Origin of the sequence: Rhodococcus pseudokoreensis (assembly GCF_017068395.1) — a bacterium.
Taxonomy (GTDB): Bacteria; Actinomycetota; Actinomycetes; order Mycobacteriales; family Mycobacteriaceae; genus Rhodococcus_F; species Rhodococcus_F pseudokoreensis.
In genome coordinates this window covers 1,248,302-1,265,440 of sequence record NZ_CP070619.1, presented here as the reverse complement: position 1 = coordinate 1,265,440, position 17,139 = coordinate 1,248,302, and the positions used below count along the sequence as shown (strand labels likewise).

At 68.7% G+C, this 17,139-nt stretch carries 17 protein-coding genes; 9 read left to right on the top strand and 8 right to left on the bottom strand.

Annotation, left to right across the window (positions count from 1 at the left end; all coding sequences use genetic code 11):
- Positions 1-166: 166 nt before the first annotated feature.
- Genes JWS13_RS11240 through JWS13_RS11225 form a run of 4 tightly spaced genes read left to right on the top strand, consistent with a single transcriptional unit; the run spans position 167 to position 4,488 of the window.
- Positions 167-1,531, top strand: a complete 1,365-nt coding sequence (locus JWS13_RS11240; RefSeq protein ID WP_206005613.1) for an ABC transporter substrate-binding protein — start codon at positions 167-169, stop codon at positions 1,529-1,531.
- Entirely contained in the window at positions 1,528-2,475 is a 948-nt protein-coding gene (locus JWS13_RS11235) for a carbohydrate ABC transporter permease (protein ID WP_124392227.1), read from the top strand. The genes JWS13_RS11240 and JWS13_RS11235 overlap by 4 nt, the downstream gene beginning before the upstream one ends.
- A gap of 2 nt (positions 2,476-2,477) precedes the next feature.
- Positions 2,478-3,314, top strand: a complete 837-nt coding sequence (locus tag JWS13_RS11230) for a carbohydrate ABC transporter permease (protein WP_072949597.1) — start codon at positions 2,478-2,480, stop codon at positions 3,312-3,314.
- Between the two features lie 4 nt (positions 3,315-3,318).
- Entirely contained in the window at positions 3,319-4,488 is a 1,170-nt protein-coding gene (locus JWS13_RS11225) for an ABC transporter ATP-binding protein (RefSeq protein ID WP_206005612.1), read from the top strand.
- Here JWS13_RS11225 and JWS13_RS11220 read toward each other — a convergent pair.
- Complete coding sequence (locus JWS13_RS11220; protein ID WP_206005611.1) at positions 4,478-5,998, bottom strand: MFS transporter; 1,521 nt, start codon at positions 5,996-5,998, stop codon at positions 4,478-4,480. The two genes, JWS13_RS11225 and JWS13_RS11220, sit on opposite strands and share 11 nt — an antisense overlap.
- A 75-nt stretch (positions 5,999-6,073) precedes the next feature.
- Between JWS13_RS11220 and JWS13_RS11215 the strand changes: the two genes are divergently transcribed.
- Entirely contained in the window at positions 6,074-7,180 is a 1,107-nt protein-coding gene (locus tag JWS13_RS11215) for a winged helix DNA-binding domain-containing protein (protein ID WP_420855003.1), read from the top strand.
- On the opposite strand, the gene JWS13_RS11210 is transcribed toward JWS13_RS11215, so the two are convergent.
- Positions 7,170-8,036 (bottom strand): chromosome partitioning protein ParB, encoded by an 867-nt coding sequence (locus JWS13_RS11210; protein ID WP_206005609.1) that lies wholly within the window; start codon positions 8,034-8,036, stop codon positions 7,170-7,172. The two genes, JWS13_RS11215 and JWS13_RS11210, sit on opposite strands and share 11 nt — an antisense overlap.
- A complete protein-coding gene (locus JWS13_RS11205) occupies positions 8,026-8,721 on the bottom strand; it encodes a metallophosphoesterase family protein (RefSeq protein ID WP_206005608.1) in 696 nt (231 codons plus the stop codon). Before JWS13_RS11205 ends, JWS13_RS11210 begins: the two co-directional genes overlap by 11 nt.
- A gap of 65 nt (positions 8,722-8,786) precedes the next feature.
- On the opposite strand from JWS13_RS11205, the gene JWS13_RS11200 reads away from it, so the two are divergent.
- Entirely contained in the window at positions 8,787-9,374 is a 588-nt protein-coding gene (locus JWS13_RS11200) for a suppressor of fused domain protein (RefSeq protein ID WP_206005607.1), read from the top strand.
- Here the strand turns inward: JWS13_RS11200 and corA are convergent.
- Positions 9,371-10,462 carry a magnesium/cobalt transporter CorA gene (corA, locus tag JWS13_RS11195; protein ID WP_206005606.1) on the bottom strand — a complete coding sequence of 364 codons (1,092 nt, stop codon included), beginning with the start codon at positions 10,460-10,462 and terminating at the stop codon, positions 9,371-9,373. The two genes, JWS13_RS11200 and corA, sit on opposite strands and share 4 nt — an antisense overlap.
- A gap of 146 nt (positions 10,463-10,608) precedes the next feature.
- On the opposite strand from corA, the gene JWS13_RS11190 reads away from it, so the two are divergent.
- The 3 genes from JWS13_RS11190 (at position 10,609) to JWS13_RS11180 (ending at position 13,391) form a co-directional block, all read left to right on the top strand.
- On the top strand, positions 10,609-11,463 hold the full coding sequence (locus JWS13_RS11190) for a PHP domain-containing protein (RefSeq protein WP_206005605.1): 855 nt from the start codon (positions 10,609-10,611) through the stop codon (positions 11,461-11,463).
- The gene (locus JWS13_RS11185; protein ID WP_206005604.1) at positions 11,460-11,819 is read left to right on the top strand and encodes a hypothetical protein; all 360 of its coding nucleotides are present in this window, start codon (positions 11,460-11,462) and stop codon (positions 11,817-11,819) included. The genes JWS13_RS11190 and JWS13_RS11185 overlap by 4 nt, the downstream gene beginning before the upstream one ends.
- A 378-nt stretch (positions 11,820-12,197) precedes the next feature.
- Positions 12,198-13,391 carry an NAD(P)-dependent malic enzyme gene (locus JWS13_RS11180; RefSeq protein WP_206005603.1) on the top strand — a complete coding sequence of 398 codons (1,194 nt, stop codon included), beginning with the start codon at positions 12,198-12,200 and terminating at the stop codon, positions 13,389-13,391.
- A gap of 81 nt (positions 13,392-13,472) precedes the next feature.
- On the opposite strand, the gene JWS13_RS11175 is transcribed toward JWS13_RS11180, so the two are convergent.
- The 4 genes from JWS13_RS11175 to JWS13_RS11160 are packed head-to-tail and all read right to left on the bottom strand — an operon-like array spanning position 13,473 to position 17,019.
- Entirely contained in the window at positions 13,473-14,177 is a 705-nt protein-coding gene (locus JWS13_RS11175) for an ABC transporter permease (protein ID WP_206005602.1), read from the bottom strand.
- The gene (locus tag JWS13_RS11170) at positions 14,174-14,872 is read right to left on the bottom strand and encodes an ABC transporter permease (protein ID WP_160098340.1); all 699 of its coding nucleotides are present in this window, start codon (positions 14,870-14,872) and stop codon (positions 14,174-14,176) included. The genes JWS13_RS11175 and JWS13_RS11170 overlap by 4 nt, the downstream gene beginning before the upstream one ends.
- A gap of 4 nt (positions 14,873-14,876) precedes the next feature.
- Complete coding sequence (locus JWS13_RS11165; protein ID WP_206005601.1) at positions 14,877-16,034, bottom strand: ABC transporter ATP-binding protein; 1,158 nt, start codon at positions 16,032-16,034, stop codon at positions 14,877-14,879.
- Between the two features lie 10 nt (positions 16,035-16,044).
- The gene (locus JWS13_RS11160; protein ID WP_206005600.1) at positions 16,045-17,019 is read right to left on the bottom strand and encodes an ABC transporter substrate-binding protein; all 975 of its coding nucleotides are present in this window, start codon (positions 17,017-17,019) and stop codon (positions 16,045-16,047) included.
- Positions 17,020-17,139 lie beyond the last annotated feature (120 nt).

The window sequence follows — 17,139 nt, the reverse complement described above, 5'->3', positions numbered from 1 at the left end:
TTCGCCGGTGATGTCGGATAGGTTTACGGCGCAATGCGTGGGCCCCGGCCCTCGCCGAAACCGTGACCTGCCGGTGGAGCGCGTGTTCCGGCAGGAACCAATGTGCGGGCCCGCGTGCCCAGCCGTACCGCGACTGGATCCGTGAGGGCCGCTCGAGGAGGCGGCTGTGCTGCACCGCACCAAGCCCGGACGCTCGCTGAAGTGGGGACTGATCGGTGCGGCCGCCGTCCTCACCGTTCCCTTGCTGGCCGCGTGCGGGTCGTCGGAAGACGGCATCGTCCTCAGTTTCTACACCGCCGCCGACGGTGCCGAACAGTACGCGGAGGCCGCGGCCAACTGCACGGCCGCGGCCGGCGGCCGGTACACGATCGAGCAACGCACGCTGCCGAAGGGCGCGGACGATCAACGCCTCCAGCTGGCCCGCCGGCTCACCGGCAACGACACGTCACTCGACATCATGACGCTCGACGTGGTGTGGACCGCAGAGTTCGCCGAGGCGGGGTGGGCGCTGCCGCTCCCACCCGGCATCGCCGCCGAGGTCACCGAGGGCACGCTCGAAGGCCCACTCGAATCGGCCAAGTGGCAGGACCAGTTGTACGCCGCACCGCTGAACACCAACACCCAGTTGCTCTGGTACCGCAAGGACCTCATGCCGGACGGGCAGCCGCCGCAGACGTGGGATCAGATGATCGACATAGCGGAAGGCCTCGCCGCGGAGGGCCGCCCCAGCTGGATCGGGGTGCAGGGCAAGCAGTACGAGGGCCTGATGGTGTGGTTCAACACCCTGCTCGCGAGTGCGGGCGGGTCCGTCGTCGCCGACGACGGGACCACGGTGACGGTCGCGGACGGTGACGCCGCCCTGCAGGCGCTCGAGGTCATGAAGCGGGTCGCCACCGCGAAGGGTGCCGACCCGTCGGTTTCCCAGGGCGACGAGGCGTCGTCGCGGCTCGGGATGGAGAGCGGAAAGGCTGCGTTCGAGGTCAATTGGCCGTTCGTGTTGCCGGGCATGATCGAGAACGCAGAGAAGGGGGACCTCCCGTTCATCGACGACAAGGGCAATCCGACGTCCGCGGACACGGGCAACACGGTGCTCACGGTCGACGGTCAGCAGAACTTCCTGCCCGCGCCGTACCCGTCGGTGATCCCCGGCAGGCCCGCCGAGGTGACGATCGGCGGATTCAACGTCGCGGTCGCGAAGACGAGTCAGCACCCGGACCTGGCGTTCGAGGCGGTGTCCTGCCTGCGGAACGAGGAGAACCAGCGCAACAACGCCGTCAAGGGCGGTGTGCCGCCGACGCTGGCGAGCCTGTACGACGATCCGGCGTTCCAGGAGGCGTACCCCGCGTGGCGTGAAGTGCGGCAGAGCCTCGACACCGCGTCCGTCCGCCCGGTGTCACCGGCGTACCAGAGCATTTCGACCCTGATCACCGCCACGTTGAATCCGGTCGGTGACATCGACCCGCCGCGGACCGTCGACGAACTCGCCGAACAGGTCCGCAAGGCGGTCAACTCGGAAGGGCTGATCCCGTGACGACCGAAACCGTGCAGGCGGACCGCGCCGAGGAGCCGAAAGTCGCGTCCAAGGGCCAGATCTCGGAGGGGAAGAAGGCCGAACGCCGGCTCGGGCTGTGGCTGGTGGCCCCCGCCGCGATCCTCATGATCGCGGTGACGGCCTATCCCGTCGTGTACGCGGTGTGGCTGAGCCTGCAGCGCTACGACCTCCGGTTCCCCGACGAACGCAAGTTCGTCGGCCTCGCCAACTACGTGTCGGTGCTGACGGACGGGTACTGGTGGCAGGCGTTCTGGGTGACGGTGGGCATCACCGTCGTGTCGGTGGTGATCGAGTTCGTCCTGGGCCTGATCCTGGCGCTCGTGATGCACCGGACGCTGGTGGGGAAGGGCCTCGTCCGGACCGTGGTGCTGATTCCGTACGGCATCGTCACCGTCGCCGCCGCGTACAGCTGGTACTACGCGTGGACGCCGGGAACCGGGTATCTCGCGAACCTGCTGCCCGACGGCAGCGCCCCGCTCACGGAGCAGATTCCGTCGCTCGCGATCATCGTGCTCGCCGAGGTGTGGAAGACGACACCGTTCATGGCGCTGCTGCTGCTCGCCGGGCTCGCCCTCGTTCCCGACGACCTCCTCAAGGCCGCGCAGGTCGACGGCGCCGGGGCGTGGACGCGGCTGGTGCGGATCATCCTGCCGCTGATGAAACCCGCGATCCTCGTGGCGCTGCTGTTCCGCACGCTCGACGCGTTCCGGATCTTCGACAACATCTACGTTCTCACCAAGGGCGCCAACGACACCGGGTCACTGTCGATCCTCGGTTACGACAACCTGTTCAAGGCGTTCAACCTCGGTATCGGCTCGGCGATCAGCGTCCTCATCTTCCTGTGCGTTGCGCTGCTCGCATTCGTGTTCATCAAGCTCTTCGGCGCGTCGGCTCCCGGGTCCGACACGGAAGGAAACCGATAACCATGGCCGTCGTCGACACCCCTCGCCGCAAGATCAGCTGGTCCGTGGTCAACCTGCTGGTTCTGCTGTACGCGCTGGTCCCGGTGCTGTGGATCGCCAGCCTGTCGTTCAAACCCGCGGGAACGATCAAGGACGGCAAGTTCATTCCGCAGAAGTGGACCCTCGACAACTACCGCGGCATCTTCGAGACCAACGCGTTCACCAGCGCGCTGATCAACTCCATCGGCATCGGTCTCATCTCCACGGTGATCGCGGTCGTCATCGGCACCATGGCCGCCTACGCCATTGCCCGCCTCGACTTCCCGGGTAAGAAACTGCTGGTCGGGGTGGCACTGCTGATCGCGATGTTCCCCCAGATCTCCCTCGTGAGTCCGCTGTTCGACATCGAGCGCAGGCTCGGGCTGTTCGACACCTGGGCCGGCCTGATCCTGCCGTACATCACGTTCGCGCTCCCGCTGGCCATCTACACGCTGTCGGCCTTCTTCAAGGAGATCCCGTGGGAGCTGGAGAAGGCGGCCAAGATGGACGGCGCCACCCCGGCGCAGGCGTTCCGGAAAGTGGTGGCACCGCTGGCGGCGCCGGGCATCGTGACCGCCGCGATCCTGGTGTTCATCTTCTGCTGGAACGATCTGCTGTTCGCGATCTCGCTGACCTCGACGGAACGTTCCATCACCGCGCCCGCCGCGATCGCGAACTTCACCGGCGCCTCCCAGTTCGAGGAGCCGACCGGTTCGATCGCCGCAGCCGCGATGGTGATCACGATCCCGATCATCATCTTCGTGCTGTTCTTCCAACGACGCATCGTGGCCGGCCTGACGTCCGGCGCCGTGAAGGGATAAGCCTGTGGCCGAAATCGTGCTCGACAAGGTGACGAAGTTGTACCCGGACGGCGCCAAGGCGGTGAGCGACGTCGACATCACGATCGCCGACGGCGAATTCATCATCCTGGTCGGGCCGTCCGGTTGCGGAAAATCGACCACTCTCAACATGATCGCCGGGCTGGAGGACATCTCGTCCGGTGAGCTGCGGATCGCGGGGGAGCGGGTCAACGAGAAGGCGCCGAAGGACCGCGACATCGCCATGGTGTTCCAGTCGTACGCGCTGTACCCGCACATGACGGTGCGGCAGAACATCGCGTTCCCGCTCACCCTGGCGAAGATGTCGAAGTCGGACATCGCGGCAAAGGTGGACGACGCCGCCAAGATCCTCGACCTCACGCAGCACCTCGACCGCAAACCCGCCAATCTGTCCGGCGGTCAGCGGCAGCGGGTCGCGATGGGCCGGGCGATCGTCCGCAGCCCCAAGGCGTTCCTGATGGACGAGCCGCTGTCGAACCTCGACGCGAAACTCCGCGTCCAGATGCGCACCGAGATCGCGCGGCTGCAGCAGCGACTCGGCACCACCACCGTCTACGTCACGCACGATCAGACGGAGGCGATGACGCTCGGCGACCGGGTGGTGGTGCTGCGCGGCGGGGTGGTCCAGCAGATCGGGGCGCCGCAGGAGTTGTACGACCACCCGAACAACCTGTTCGTCGCGGGATTCATCGGCTCGCCGTCGATGAACTTCTTCCCGGGACAGCTGACCGCCGACGGGGTGTCGACGCCGCTCGGCGAGTTCACGCTGCCCCCGGAGACCTGCGACAAGGTCGCGTCGTCGAATTCGGCGAAGGACGTCGTGGTGGGGATCCGTCCCGAGCACTTCGAGGACGTGGCGCTCGTCGATGCAGGGCAACGGGAGTCCGGTGCCACGTTCACGGCCAACGTCGAGGTGCTCGAGTCGATGGGCTCGGACAAGTACGCCTATTTCACGGCCGAGGGGCCGCAGGTGAACTCCCGGGAACTCGAGGAACTCGCCGCCGACTCGGGGACCGCGGTCGCGGGGGGCGGTCAGCTGGTGGCCCGGTTGTCGGCCGAATCGTCCGCGGTGCACGGCAGGCCGGTGGAGCTGTGGTTCGACCGCGCGAAGATCGCCCTGTTCGATCAGAACTCGGGGGCGAATCTCACCCGCTGACCGGGGTGGTGCGTTCACCCGGACGGCTGGTGTTCGCTCCGCCGAGACCGCCGACCGTGCCCCACTCGGCGGCAAGGGCGGTCGCGTGGACCTCGTCCTCCTCCTCGTCGGACGGGGTGCGGGTGGTGCGGGTGATCCCGAAGAACGGCAGCAGTCCGGCGAGGGCTGCGGCGGCCGCACCGACGACGAACGCGATCACGTACGCCGATTCGGTCGGGACGTCGGTCCCGGGGATGGTGATTCCGGCGAGCAGTGTCGCGAGCAGCGCGCTGGCGACCGAGCTGCCCACGGACCGGGCGATCGAGTTGATGCTGTTCGCGACGCCGGTCTCGTCCTGCCGGACCTCGGCCACGAGCAGCGAGGGCAGGGACGCGTAGGCGAGGCTGATGTACGTGTTGATCAGCACGATCGCCGCAATGACTTCCCACGTGCGGTCGTGGGCGAAGATGAACACGACGAAACCGCCGACCCCGACGACACTTGCAGCGATCAGGACAGCGCGGGAACCGAATCGGTGGATCAGTCTGCCGCTCGCAATCGACGCCAGGACGCCGCTGATCGCGCCCGGCAGCAGATACACGGTGCTGGCCGCGAGGACGGTTGCCCCGAAGCCGTACCCGGCGACCGCGCGCGGCGTCTGGACGAAGTACGAGCTGCCCAGGAACATCACGAACATCGACATGCCGACCACCAGGGCGGACAGGTGGGTGACCAGGACGGGCGGGTTGGTCAGGAGCCGGGGCGCGACGAGCGGATCGGTGGTCCGGCGTTCGTAGAGGAACCAGCCGACCAGGACCAGGATTCCGGCGACTCCGCTGACGATCGTGACGGGAGACGTCCAGCCCCAGGTGCCGCCCTCGGCGAGCGGGAGCAGGACGAGGACCAGGCCGGCGGCGAGACCGACGGCGCCGATCCAGTCGATGGAACCCGTGCCTGCGCGCGGGCGGCGGGGGATCGCGATCCAGGCGAGGACGAGTCCCGCCGCGGTGATGGCCGACGACAGCCAGAAGACGCGGTGGAAGTCGGCGCCGTCGGAGACGAGCACACCGGTGAGGACGATGCCGAAGCATCCGCCGAAGCCGAGGGTGCCGGAGAAGATCCCCATCGCCCCGGTCAGCTTCTCGGCCGGCAGTTCGTCGCGCAGCACCGCGATGCCGATGGGGAACAACGCGAACGACACACCCTGAAGCACCCGGGCGAAGATCAGCACCCCCACGGACGTCGACACCGCACCGATCAGGGACCCCAGCAGCACTACCACGAGCACCCCGAGCAGGACGGGCCGCTTGCCGCGGAGGTCGGCGAGGCGGCCGAGGACGGGTGTCGCGGTCGCCGCCGCGAGGAGGTTCGCGGTGAGGAGCCAGCCGACGGCGGTGGGGCCGACGTCGAGTTGCGCGCCGATGGTCCCGACGATCGGTACCACCAGCGTCTGAAGAACGGCGACAATCATCACGACGAAACACATGACGGGCAGGAGAGCCCTGGCTGCGGTAGTCGATCCGGCGGCCATGGGGGTCCTCCTGCAGGGTCGGTGAACGGGTGTAAACCAACACGGTACTGGGGCTAACTAATTAAGGGGTTCACGGTGGGGTCTGAACGCATGTCGAATCGAGCGCTGGGCTGGGCGACACTGGCCAGGCAATCGCTGCTGAGCCGTTCGGAACTGTCCCCGCTCGACATGATCGAGCACCTCTGCGGACTGCAGGCTCAGGCGCCGGCCCCGCCGTACTTCGCGCTGTGGGCGCGGCTGAGACGGTTCCGCGCCGAATCGCTGTCGGATCTCGTCGAGAACCGCGCAGTGGTGCGGATCGTCGCGTTGCGCGGGACGGTCTTCGCGTTGTCCGCGTCGGACGCCCTCACGTTCCGTCCGCTGGCGCAACCGCTGCTCGACCGGGACCTCCACACCAACACGCAGCACCGGTCGAGTCTCGACGGCATCGACCTCGACGCCCTTGCGGCCGCGGGACGCGACCTGGTGCGCGACGAACCCCGCACCCAGTCGCAGATGCGGCCGCTGCTCGAGCAGCGGTTCCCCGGCCGTGATGGTGCCGCGCTCGCCCACGGGGTGCGGGGACTGGTCCCGATGGTCCAGGTGCCGCCGCGCGGGTTGTGGGGCAGGTCGGGGCAACCGGCGCTGGCGACCCTGGAGTCGTGGGTGGGCCGCCCGCTGTCCGCCGCGCCGTGCATCGACACGATGCTGCTCCGCTACCTTGCCGCGTTCGGCCCCGCGACTGCGCGCGACGCCCAGGCCTGGTCGGGGCTGACCCGGCTCGGTGAGGTCCTGGACCGGCTGCGGCCCGGGCTCCGGGTGTTCGCGGGGGAGTCGGGGCCGGAACTGTTCGACCTTCCCGACGCGCCCCGGCCGGACCCGGGCACCCCCGCCCCCGTCCGCATCCTCGCGCCGTTCGACAACGTGCTGCTCTCGCACGCGGACCGCGGGCGCCTCGTCGACGACGACGTGCGGAAGAAGATCTTCACGCAGAACGGCATCGTCAAACCGGCCGTCCTCGTGAACGGCCGGGTCGCGGCGTTCACCACGACGGTGGTCGAGAAGTCCCGTGCGGTACTCGAAGTGGAGCCGCTGGCGACCATCGCGAAGACGCACCGCACCGCGATCGAAGCAGAGGGCAGGCGACTGCTGAAGTTCGCGCACCCCGAGGCGACCGAACGCGCCGTTCGGATTACGAGCTAGCCGGTTTGTGCCTCCGCGGTGCGAGGTGACTGAGCTCGGCGATGATCTCGTCGTTCCAGACGTGCTGTCGCACAAGGCGGTACCGCTCGCGTGCCACCCACAGGTAGGCCTCGGCGTCGGTGTGATCGGGCAGCATCTCGGCCGCCCGCAGCATCCGGACCACCGGCAGGTACTCCTCACCGAACCAGCGCCGGGCCACGGTCTCACGGCTGAGGAATTCGCCCACCTCCTGCATCAGCCGGAACCCCCAGGCCTCGACGCTCTGGCTGATCTCGGCGTACTCCCACGGATCGGTGACGACCACGGCCGCCCGCTGCGGCCCGCTCAACGGGACCCGTGTGAGGAACAGTCGGCGGTGGTCCTTGATGACCAGGTCGCCGCGCTGCGCGATCCCGTCCGGGGAGATCTTCGTCTGAATCTCGGTGACGTAGGCGTCGATCGTGCTCCAGTGCATCGCGTACGCGATGGAGACGCGGTGGTGGCCGTCGCTGACGAAGTGCATCGACCCGATCCGGTACACCTGGATCGGTGGCACCGACTCGCCCCGGCGCTGCGCGGCCGCCAGCCGCTGCCAGCGCTCCCGCACCCGGGTGGACGTGGGCCGGAAGAACCGGTCGAAGTCGCGCGTGCGGTCGACGCTGCCGACAATGGAGTTGACGGGGATCACCTGCAGTCCGAGCGACCGTTCCCCGACCCGGCCGACGGCTGCGACCACCTCGTCGAACGGCAGGATCTCGTTGACGTCGTCCGGTTCGCGGCGCAGCCAGTTGACCAGGCGTGACAATTCGGCGCGACGACGCTGGCGGGTGAAGTCGTTCTCCGCGTCGGCGGCGGGGAATCCCGTGTCACGTGCCATGCCGGCGCCTGACGATGCTCGGTTCGGCGCCCGGCGACAAGTCCATCAGGGTGAATCCCACCGTGTTGATGACGGTCGTCGCGCCGAGCGTGCGGTCCTCGGCCGCCCGGCCGTACGGGTGCACGTGCCCGTGGATCATGACGCGGGCCTGCAGCCTGCCCGCCAGGTTCTCGAAGCATTCGAACCCCCGGTGCGGCGGATCCTCCTGGTCGCCGACTCCCCGCGGCGGGCTGTGCGTGAGCAGCACGTCGACGCCGGACACCCCGGAGCGGCGCGCGTGCCACGCGCTGGTCATCGCCAGGTTGCGCGCCCGCCGCCGCTGCTGCCGCTCCGTCCACTGATTGGGGCCGTCGTTGTAGCGGATGGATCCGCCGAGTCCTGCGATGCGCAGGCCCGCGATCCGCACGATCCGGCCGTCCGCATTGACCGCGCCGCACGGTCCCGGCCACGCCGAGGGCAGTCCCGCCCGCATCCACCCGACGCGTCCCGCGGAATAGCCGGACAGGTCGGCGTCGTGGTTGCCCGGCACGAAGACGCACGGCGCGTCGAGGGCGTCGATCAGGTATTCCAGATAGTCGAATGGGAGGTCGCCCGCACCGAGGATCAGGTCGACGTCCATGGCGCGCACCTGCGAACTCCACAGCGACTCGATCGTCTCGTCGGACACTGCGAGTACCGAGACCATGCTCCGACGCTACCGGCTCGCGAGGCCGGAGGCCGGGTGAGCGGGTTCGGTGGTTTGATGACGGGGTGACTGACAGCGTTGTGGCCTCCGTTCGCGCGCACCTGCTGGGGCAGATCGGGGGACCGGAGCCGACTGCGGCATCGGTGACGTTCCTGGGCGTCGAGCCGCTGGACGTGCTGCGATTCGACCCGGACGACGAGGATCTGGTCCGCTACGTGACCCTGGGATGCTCCCGGCACCCGATGAGCGACCCCGGCGAACTGGTGGCCGACGCCCTCCGCGGCCCCCGCGCCGAACTGATCCTCACCCTGCGCGGCGGCGCCGGGGTGGCGTCGGGAGTCGCGCGCACCCTGGCGGTGCTGGCGGCGGCGCCGTCGGTGGAAGGTGTCGTCCTCGTGGAGGACGCGCTGCTCGACCTGGGGGAGCCGCTGTGGAAGGACGCACCGTTCACCGCCGTGCTGCTCGGTGAGTCGACGATCCCCGACCTCCCGCTGCCCGAACCCGCGGAGGCCGTGCGGTTCCTCGCGGCCGTGCCGCTCACCGGCACCGAGGCGGCGTGGGTCCGGTTGCGCGGCGCCGGCGCCCTGCGTGAGGCGTGGGCGGAGGCGGGCATCGACGTCCGCGATCCGCTCCGCGGCGCCGCGTCGCTCTAGAGCCAGTTGTTCCGGCGGAACGTGACGAACAGGCCCACCGCCACCGACGCGATCACGAACACCACGCCGTGATAGCCGTACTGCCAGTGGAGTTCGGGCATGTTGTCGAAGTTCATGCCGTAGATGCCCGCGATCATCGTCGGCACAGCCGCGATGGCCACCCACGCCGAGATCTTGCGCATGTCGGTGTTCTGCTGCACGGCGACCTTCGCGAGCGCGGCATCGACGAGTGAGCTGAGCACCTCGTCGTATTCGGCGATCCGCTCGGCGACGGTGGTGTGGTGGTCGAGGACGTCGCGGAAGTAGCGGCGGATCTCCTTCGGCACCGGATTGCCCGGTGACCGCGTCAGCCGGAGCAACGGGTTGGACAGCGGGTTCACCGACTTGCGGAGTTCGACGATCTCCCGCTTGAGCAGGTAGATGTGTTCGACCGCGACGGTGCTGCGCGGACTGAACACCGCCTCTTCCATGCTGTCGACGTCCTCCTCGATGGCCTGGGTGACCTCGAGGTACGTGTCCACCACGTGGTCCGCGACCGCGTGCAGCACCGCGTACGGGCCGAGGGCGAGCCGCTCCCGGTTCGCCTCCAGCGCGTGCCGGACGTTCGACAGCGGGGAATGGTCACCGTGCCGCACGGTGATGACGAAGTTCACGCCCACGAAGACCATGATCTCGCCGGTCTCGACGATCTCGCTGGCAGTGGCCACCGACTCGTGCGGCACATAGTTGACCGTCCGCAGCACCAGGAACAGCACGTCGTCGTAGCGCTCGAGCTTCGGCCGCTGGTGGGCGTGGACGGCGTCCTCGACCATCAGTTCGTGCAGCCCGAACGTCTCGGCCACGCTCTCCATCTGCCCCTCGTCGGGGGCGAGCAGCCCGACCCACACGAACCCCTGACCCTGCTTGCGGACCTCGGCCATCGCCGCCTGGTGCGTGTACTTGCCGGGGAGCCTCGTGCCGTCGACGTACACCCCGCAGTCCACGATGGCCCGCGCGGTCGGGATGCGGATCCGGGAACCCGGGTCCTTGTCGCCGTTGCGCTGATCCTTGTCGCTGCCGCGCCGGGGGAGCGAGGGCACAGACGGCACGGGGCCCTCCTTCACCGTCGAGTCGGAAACGCTGCCGGTGAATCGTACGTCAGCACCGGGTTCGGGCCGGGCGGCGTCGCACGACACGCCAGGCTTCCGGGCCGCACGCTCGGACCCGGTGCGGCGACACCTGACAGACTGGTCTGGTGCTCATCGATCTCCACACCCATTCGACGGCCTCCGACGGAACCGACAGCCCGGCGGACCTGGTGCGCGCCGCGGGCGCGGCGGAACTCGACATCGTGGCGATCACCGATCACGACACGACCGCGGGGTGGGCCGAAGCGGTCGCGGCGCTGCCTCCGGGGCTCGCCCTGGTGCGGGGCATGGAGATGTCCTGCGAGGGTCGGGGCGAGGACGGACGCCCGGTCGCGGTGCACCTTCTCGCCTACCTGTTCGATCCCGCTCACGCGGCGTTCGCACGGGAACGGGAACGCTTGCGGAACGAGCGCATCGTCCGGATCCGCGCGATGGCCGAGTTGATGATGGAGGACGGCCTCCCCATCGACGCCGACGAGGTGCTCGCGGAAGCGGGACCGGCGGCCGGGCGCCCGCACCTGGCGAGGGCCCTCATGCGCGCAGGCGTGGTCGGCAGCATCGGTGAAGCGTTCGTGGACCTGCTGGCCCCGCGCGGCCGGTACTTCGTCGACAAATCGGACACTCCGCTCGACGAGGCCGTGCAACTGGTGGCGGAGGCCGGGGGAGTGAGCGTCCTCGCCCACGGCCGGGCCCGCACGAGGGGGCGGCTGCTGTCGCTCGATCACGTTCGCGACCTGGCGGGAGCCGGTCTCCACGGGCTCGAGGTTCATCACCCCGATCACTCGCCGGAAGATTCGCGGGTGCTGCAGGCCCTCGCCGACGAGCTCGGTCTGGTCGTCACCGGCTCCTCCGACTACCACGGAACGAACAAGGCCATCCGGCTCGGCGAGTTCACGACGGACGCCGACGAGTTCGACACCCTCGTGTCGAAAGCATCAGGGGTGCAGGTGGTCTCGGCATGAACACGCACGAGTCCGAGCGGTATGACCCGTACGGTCCCGCCGTCCCGAGGACGGTGGCGGCCACCGAACCACGGCGCAGTCCGCTCCCGGTCCGCGCGCTGCGCGCCTTCAGCGGGGCCGTCGCCGCCGGCGTGGTGATCCTCTGTCTCGTCGTGATCGGCTCCGCCTACGTCGGCGGCGGCCGGGGCTTCCCCGGGCCCGGGGCGATCTCGATCACCGCGCACGTGGTCGCGTCCGTGGTCGTGATCGTGGCGCAGCGAATTGCGGACCGCCGCGACGGACTCGCCGCCGTGGTCGCGTCCGTGGCCGTCCTCGCGGCGGCGGCGCTTCTGCTGGCCACCCAGTGGTGGGGATGAGCGACGCTCGGGCCGATACGTGGAACCGGCTCTCACAGTGACCCGCCGGTAACTTGTTCTCACAGGTAGAGGCCCGAAAACGTGAGACATCTGACTGTCGTGGCAATTTGATTGTGCATCGATATTCGTGCCAGACTTAGCACCACTCCGACGTCGGCGCCACCGCCCTTCGGCGGGGGTTTTATGGCAGCGTTGCCAGGGGCTCACCCGCCCAGTGCCATGACGCTTCGGACGTTCTGCGGCCATCGTGATCGCGCACCCCGGAAGCTTCACCCCAGTTGTCGTTCGTGGAGTAACTGTGAGGATCAGCGCCGATCCCTACGGTTACTTCTCAGTAACCCGGCCCCGAGTGAGCCTGGACTTATCAGGAGTGTCATCGTGTCCATCGTGTCCGAACCCACCACACCGCAGAAGGTCGAACTGACCGACGAGGAGATCTTCGCCGGCCACATCGGGGGAAAGCTCTCGGTAGAGACCACCGCTCCCCTCGATTCGCAGCGCGCCCTGTCCATCGCTTACACGCCCGGTGTCGCGCAGGTCTCCCGCGCCATCGCGGCCGACGAGACCCTCGCCGACCGCTACACCTGGACCAACCGCCTCGTGGTCGTCGTCTCCGACGGCTCCGCGGTGCTCGGCCTCGGTGACATCGGCCCCCGCGCCTCCCTCCCCGTGATGGAAGGCAAGTCGGCCCTGTTCAAGAACTTCGCCGGGTTGAACTCGATCCCGCTGGTCCTCGACACCAAGGACCCCGACGAGATCGTCGAAACCCTGATCCGGCTGCGCCCGAGCTTCGGCGCCGTCAACCTCGAAGACATCTCCGCACCCCGCTGCTTCGAGATCGAAAAGCGCGTCATCGAGGCCCTCGACTGCCCGGTCATGCACGACGACCAGCACGGCACCGCCATCGTCGTCCTCGCCGCCCTCAAGGGTGCGGTCAAGGTCCAGGACCGCGACCTCCACGACCTGCGGGTCGTCATCTCCGGTGCCGGCGCCGCCGGTGTCGCCTGCGCGAACATCCTGCTCGCCGCCGGTATCGCGGACGTAACGGTGCTGGACTCGAAGGGCATCGTCTCGGCCGACCGCACCGACCTCAACGAGATCAAGGTCGACCTGGCCGCGCGCACCAACCCGGCCGGTCGCCGCGGCGGTGTCGTCGAAGCACTCAACGGTGCAGATGTGTTCCTCGGCGTGTCCGCGGGCACCGTCCCGGAGGAGCTCATCGCGACCATGGCGGAGAACTCCATCGTGTTCGCACTGTCGAACCCGGACCCGGAGATCCACCCCGACGTCGCCCGCAAGCACGCGGCGATCGTCGCGACGGGGCGCTCGGACTTCCCGAACCAGATCAACAATGTGCTCGCCTTCCCCGGTGTGTTCAAGGGTGCGCTCGACGCCGGCGCCCGCCGCATCACCGAAGGCATGAAACTTGCCGCCGCCGAGGCAATCCTCTCGGTCGTCGGTGACGAGCTGGCTGTAGACAAGATCGTTCCCAGCCCGCTCGATCCTCGCGTCGCCCCCGCTGTCGCGGAGGCAGTCGCCGCCGCTGCTCGCGCAGAAGGCGTCACCGACTAGCGAGAATCCGTCGAACACCCCGATCCGGAACCCGCACCCACGGTTCCGGTGTCGGGGTGTTCGCCGTTGTGGGAGAACTCTTTACGACGCGCGCTCCACGATCTGCCCGGCGCTCGGGTTCCGCCGCAGGCGGCCGGTTCCCGGAACGGACGCCCACACCGCCAGCGCGAGCAAACCGTCCACGACGAGAGCCAGAATCGTCACCAGCAGGGCGCCGACGAGCACCCGGTCGTATTGACGCAGGGCCAGTCCGTCGAAGATGTACCGGCCCAGGCCACCGAGGTTGACGTACGCGGCCACCGTTGCGGTCGCGATGATCTGCAGCGTGGCGTTGCGCAGCCCGCCGAGCATGAGCGGCAGCGCATTCGGGGCCTCGACCCGCGTGAGGACCTGCCATTCGGTCATCCCCATCGCGCGGGCGGCGTCCACCACCGTCCGGTCGACGTTCGCGACACCCGCATACGTGCCCGCGAGGACCGGCGGGATCCCGAGGATCACCAGGGCCAGTATCGGCGGGATCAGACCCAGCCCGAGCAGGAGAACCAGGAACGTCAGCAGGCCCAGCGTCGGCAGCGACCGCAGCGCGTTGACGAGACCGACCACGACCACGTCACCCTTGCGCAGATGCCCGATGATCAGACCGATCGGCACCGCCACCACCGCGGACAGTGCGACCGCCAGAAAGCTGTACCAGAGGTGTTCGAGGATGCGGGTGCCGATTCCGGTGCTGCCCGACCAGTTGGCCGGGTCGACGATGTACTCCCAGGCGCCGCCGAAGATGTTCACGAAGCCTCCTCCGGCGCCGGGGCCGTCGATTGTCCCGCGACCAGCGGTGCGCGCCGCACCTTCTGCTGCCGGGTCCACGGTGTCAGTGCCCGGCCGACGAGGAACAGCAGCAGGTCGAACGCGAGGGCCAGCACGACGATCGAGATGATCCCCGCCAGGATCTGGTCGGGATAGTCCCGCTGGTAGCCCTGCGTGAACAGGGTGCCGAGGCCGCCGATCCCGATCAGCGAACCCACCGACACCAGCGAGATGTTGGTCACCGCCACCACCCGGACGTTCGCGATGAGAACGGGCAGTGCGAGCGGCAATTCGACCGTCAGCGCCCGGCGGAGGCGGGTGAAACCCATCGCGGTGGCGGAGTCGACGACGTCTGCGGGAACGGAGTCGAGCGCCTCCGGCACGGCGCGGATGAGCAGTGCGGTGGAGTAGATCGTCAGCGCGATCACCACATTGAGCGGGTCCAGGATCTGCAGTCCGAAGACGGAGGGGATCGTCACGAACAGCGCCAGCGACGGGATCGTGAACGCGATGCCCGCCACGATCAGCGTGATCTTCCGCAGCCACGAAGCACCCCGGATCGCCGTCCCCACCGGAACCGCGATGAGCAGCCCGATCAGCAGCGGAACCAGCGCGAGATACAGATGGGTCTTCGTCAGGTCGACGACGACCGAGAAGTTGTCGATGAGCCAGCGCATGCGATCACGGCCCGTCCGGGGTCGCCTGCTGGGCAGTGAAGTAGTGCTCACCCCGTGCGCGGTCCTCCGCCGCCCGTTGCTCGGCAAGCTTCGCGATCACCTCGGAGCCGAGGATGCCGCCCGACACCGCGCCGTCCGCGTCGACGGCCACCCCGATGCCCGATGGCGAGGAGATCGCCGCGTCCAGTGCCTGCCGCAGATCGGCGCCGGGAGTGAAGAGCGATCCGCCCGCCGCAGTGCATTCGGAGAGGGGCCGGCCGGCCCGCGCGCCCTCGACGCCGGTGACGTCGATCCACCCCCGCGGCACGCCCGCCTCGGTGACGACGAGGACCCATTCACCCTGTTCGAGCCGCAGCCCGGGCAATTCGTTCTCGGTCGCCGTCCGCAGGGTGTGCAGCGGAACCTGATCCGCCGTCCGGAACGACAGCCCGCGGTACCCGCGGTCGCGACCCACGAATGAGGCGACGAAATCGGTGGCCGGTGCGGACAGCACCGTGTCGGGTGCGTCGTACTGCTGCAACCGGCCGCCCGGCCCGAAGACCGCCACCCGGTCACCGAGTTTGACGGCCTCGTCGATGTCGTGGGTGACGAACACGATCGTCTTGCGCATTTCCGCCTGCAGTCGCTGCATCTCGGCCTGCAGATCTTCGCGGACAACGGGATCGACGGCGCTGAACGGTTCGTCCATCAGCAGGATCGGCGGATCGGCGGCCAGCGCCCGGGCGACCCCGACGCGTTGTTGCTGGCCGCCGGAGAGCTGACCGGGATAGCGGGACGCCAGCGCCGGGTCGAGTCCGACGCGTTCGAGAACCGCCAGCGCGGCCTTGCGGGCGTTGCGCCTCGAGTCGCCGCGCAGCACCGGGACGGTCGCGACGTTGTCGACCACCGTGCGGTGCGGCAACAGTCCCGCGCTCTGGATGACGTACCCGATGCCGAGGCGAAGCTTCACCGCGTCGGTCCGGGCTATGTCGCGGCCGTCGACGGTGATGGTGCCCGCGGTCGGGGTGATCATCCGGTTGATCATCCGCATCGACGTGGTCTTGCCGCAGCCGGACGGCCCCACGAAGACCGTGAACGATTCGGCCTCGATCTGCAGGTCGAGGCCGTCCACCGCCGTCGTGCCGTCCGGGTACTGCTTGGTGACTCCCGAGAACGTGATCACGGCAGGCTCCTCACGAGACCGGCTTGTCGAGCCCCTGGTCCGTCACCCACTGCTTCGCGGCCGCCGCCGGCTCGGTCTTCGCATCACCCGAGACGGAATTGTTGAGCGCGACAAGCTCTTCGGTGGTCAGCTTCGCGGACAGCGCGTCGAGGGCGCGGGTCAGCTTGTCGGAGGACTTGGTGGTGCGCAACACCGGGACGACGTTCTGGGCCGCGAAGTTGTTCAGCGGGTCCGCGAGCACCACGAAACCGTTCTGTGCGATCGCCGGGGACGTGGTGAAGATGTCGGCGGCCGTGATCTGTCCCGACGCGAGAGCGTCCACCGTGGCCGGACCGCCGCCGTCGGCGATCGGCACGAAGTTGTCGGGCGTGATGTCGAGGCCGTACTTGGCCTTCAGGCCGGGCAGGCCACCGGGACGTTCCTGGAATTCGGCCGGTGCGCCGAACTTCACCTCGTTCGAGTGCGCCGCCAGATCCGCGATGGAGGCGAGGTTCCAGCGCTCCGCCGTCTCCTTCGTGACGACGACGGCGTCCTTGTCCTCCGCGGGGGCCGGGGTGGTGATCGTCAGTTCCGAGCCCAGCGCGGCGGGCAGCGCCGCATCGACGTCGGCTGCGCTGGTGGCGGTGGCATCAGGGTCGAGATACTGCAGGAGGTTGCCCGTGTAATCGGGGATGACGTCGATCGACCCGTCCTTCAGCGCGGGAATGTAGGCCTCGCGAGAGCCGATGTTGAACTTCGTCGTCACGTCGAACCCGTTGGCGCGGAGCACCTCGGTGTAGATGTTCGCGACCGTCTCCGATTCGGGGAAGTTCGCCGATCCCACGATGATCGCGTTCGGGTCGTCGCCGGAGCCCTCGCCGCCGCCGGACAGGGGGTCGGATCCGCCGCCACCACACGCCGCGAGTGACACAACGGCGACCGTCGCGAGAGCGATACTGCCCACGGAGCGGCGGGTGAAGCCCGACAGAATTCGTGAGGTGCGCATGAGCGTCCTTCCCGTTGTCACCGGCGCCGGACCTGCCGACCGAAAGCCGGTGGACGCGTGTCCGCGCCATCGGTTGGCCAGTGTAACGATAGGGGCGGACAGAGCACGGTTTTCGGCCGG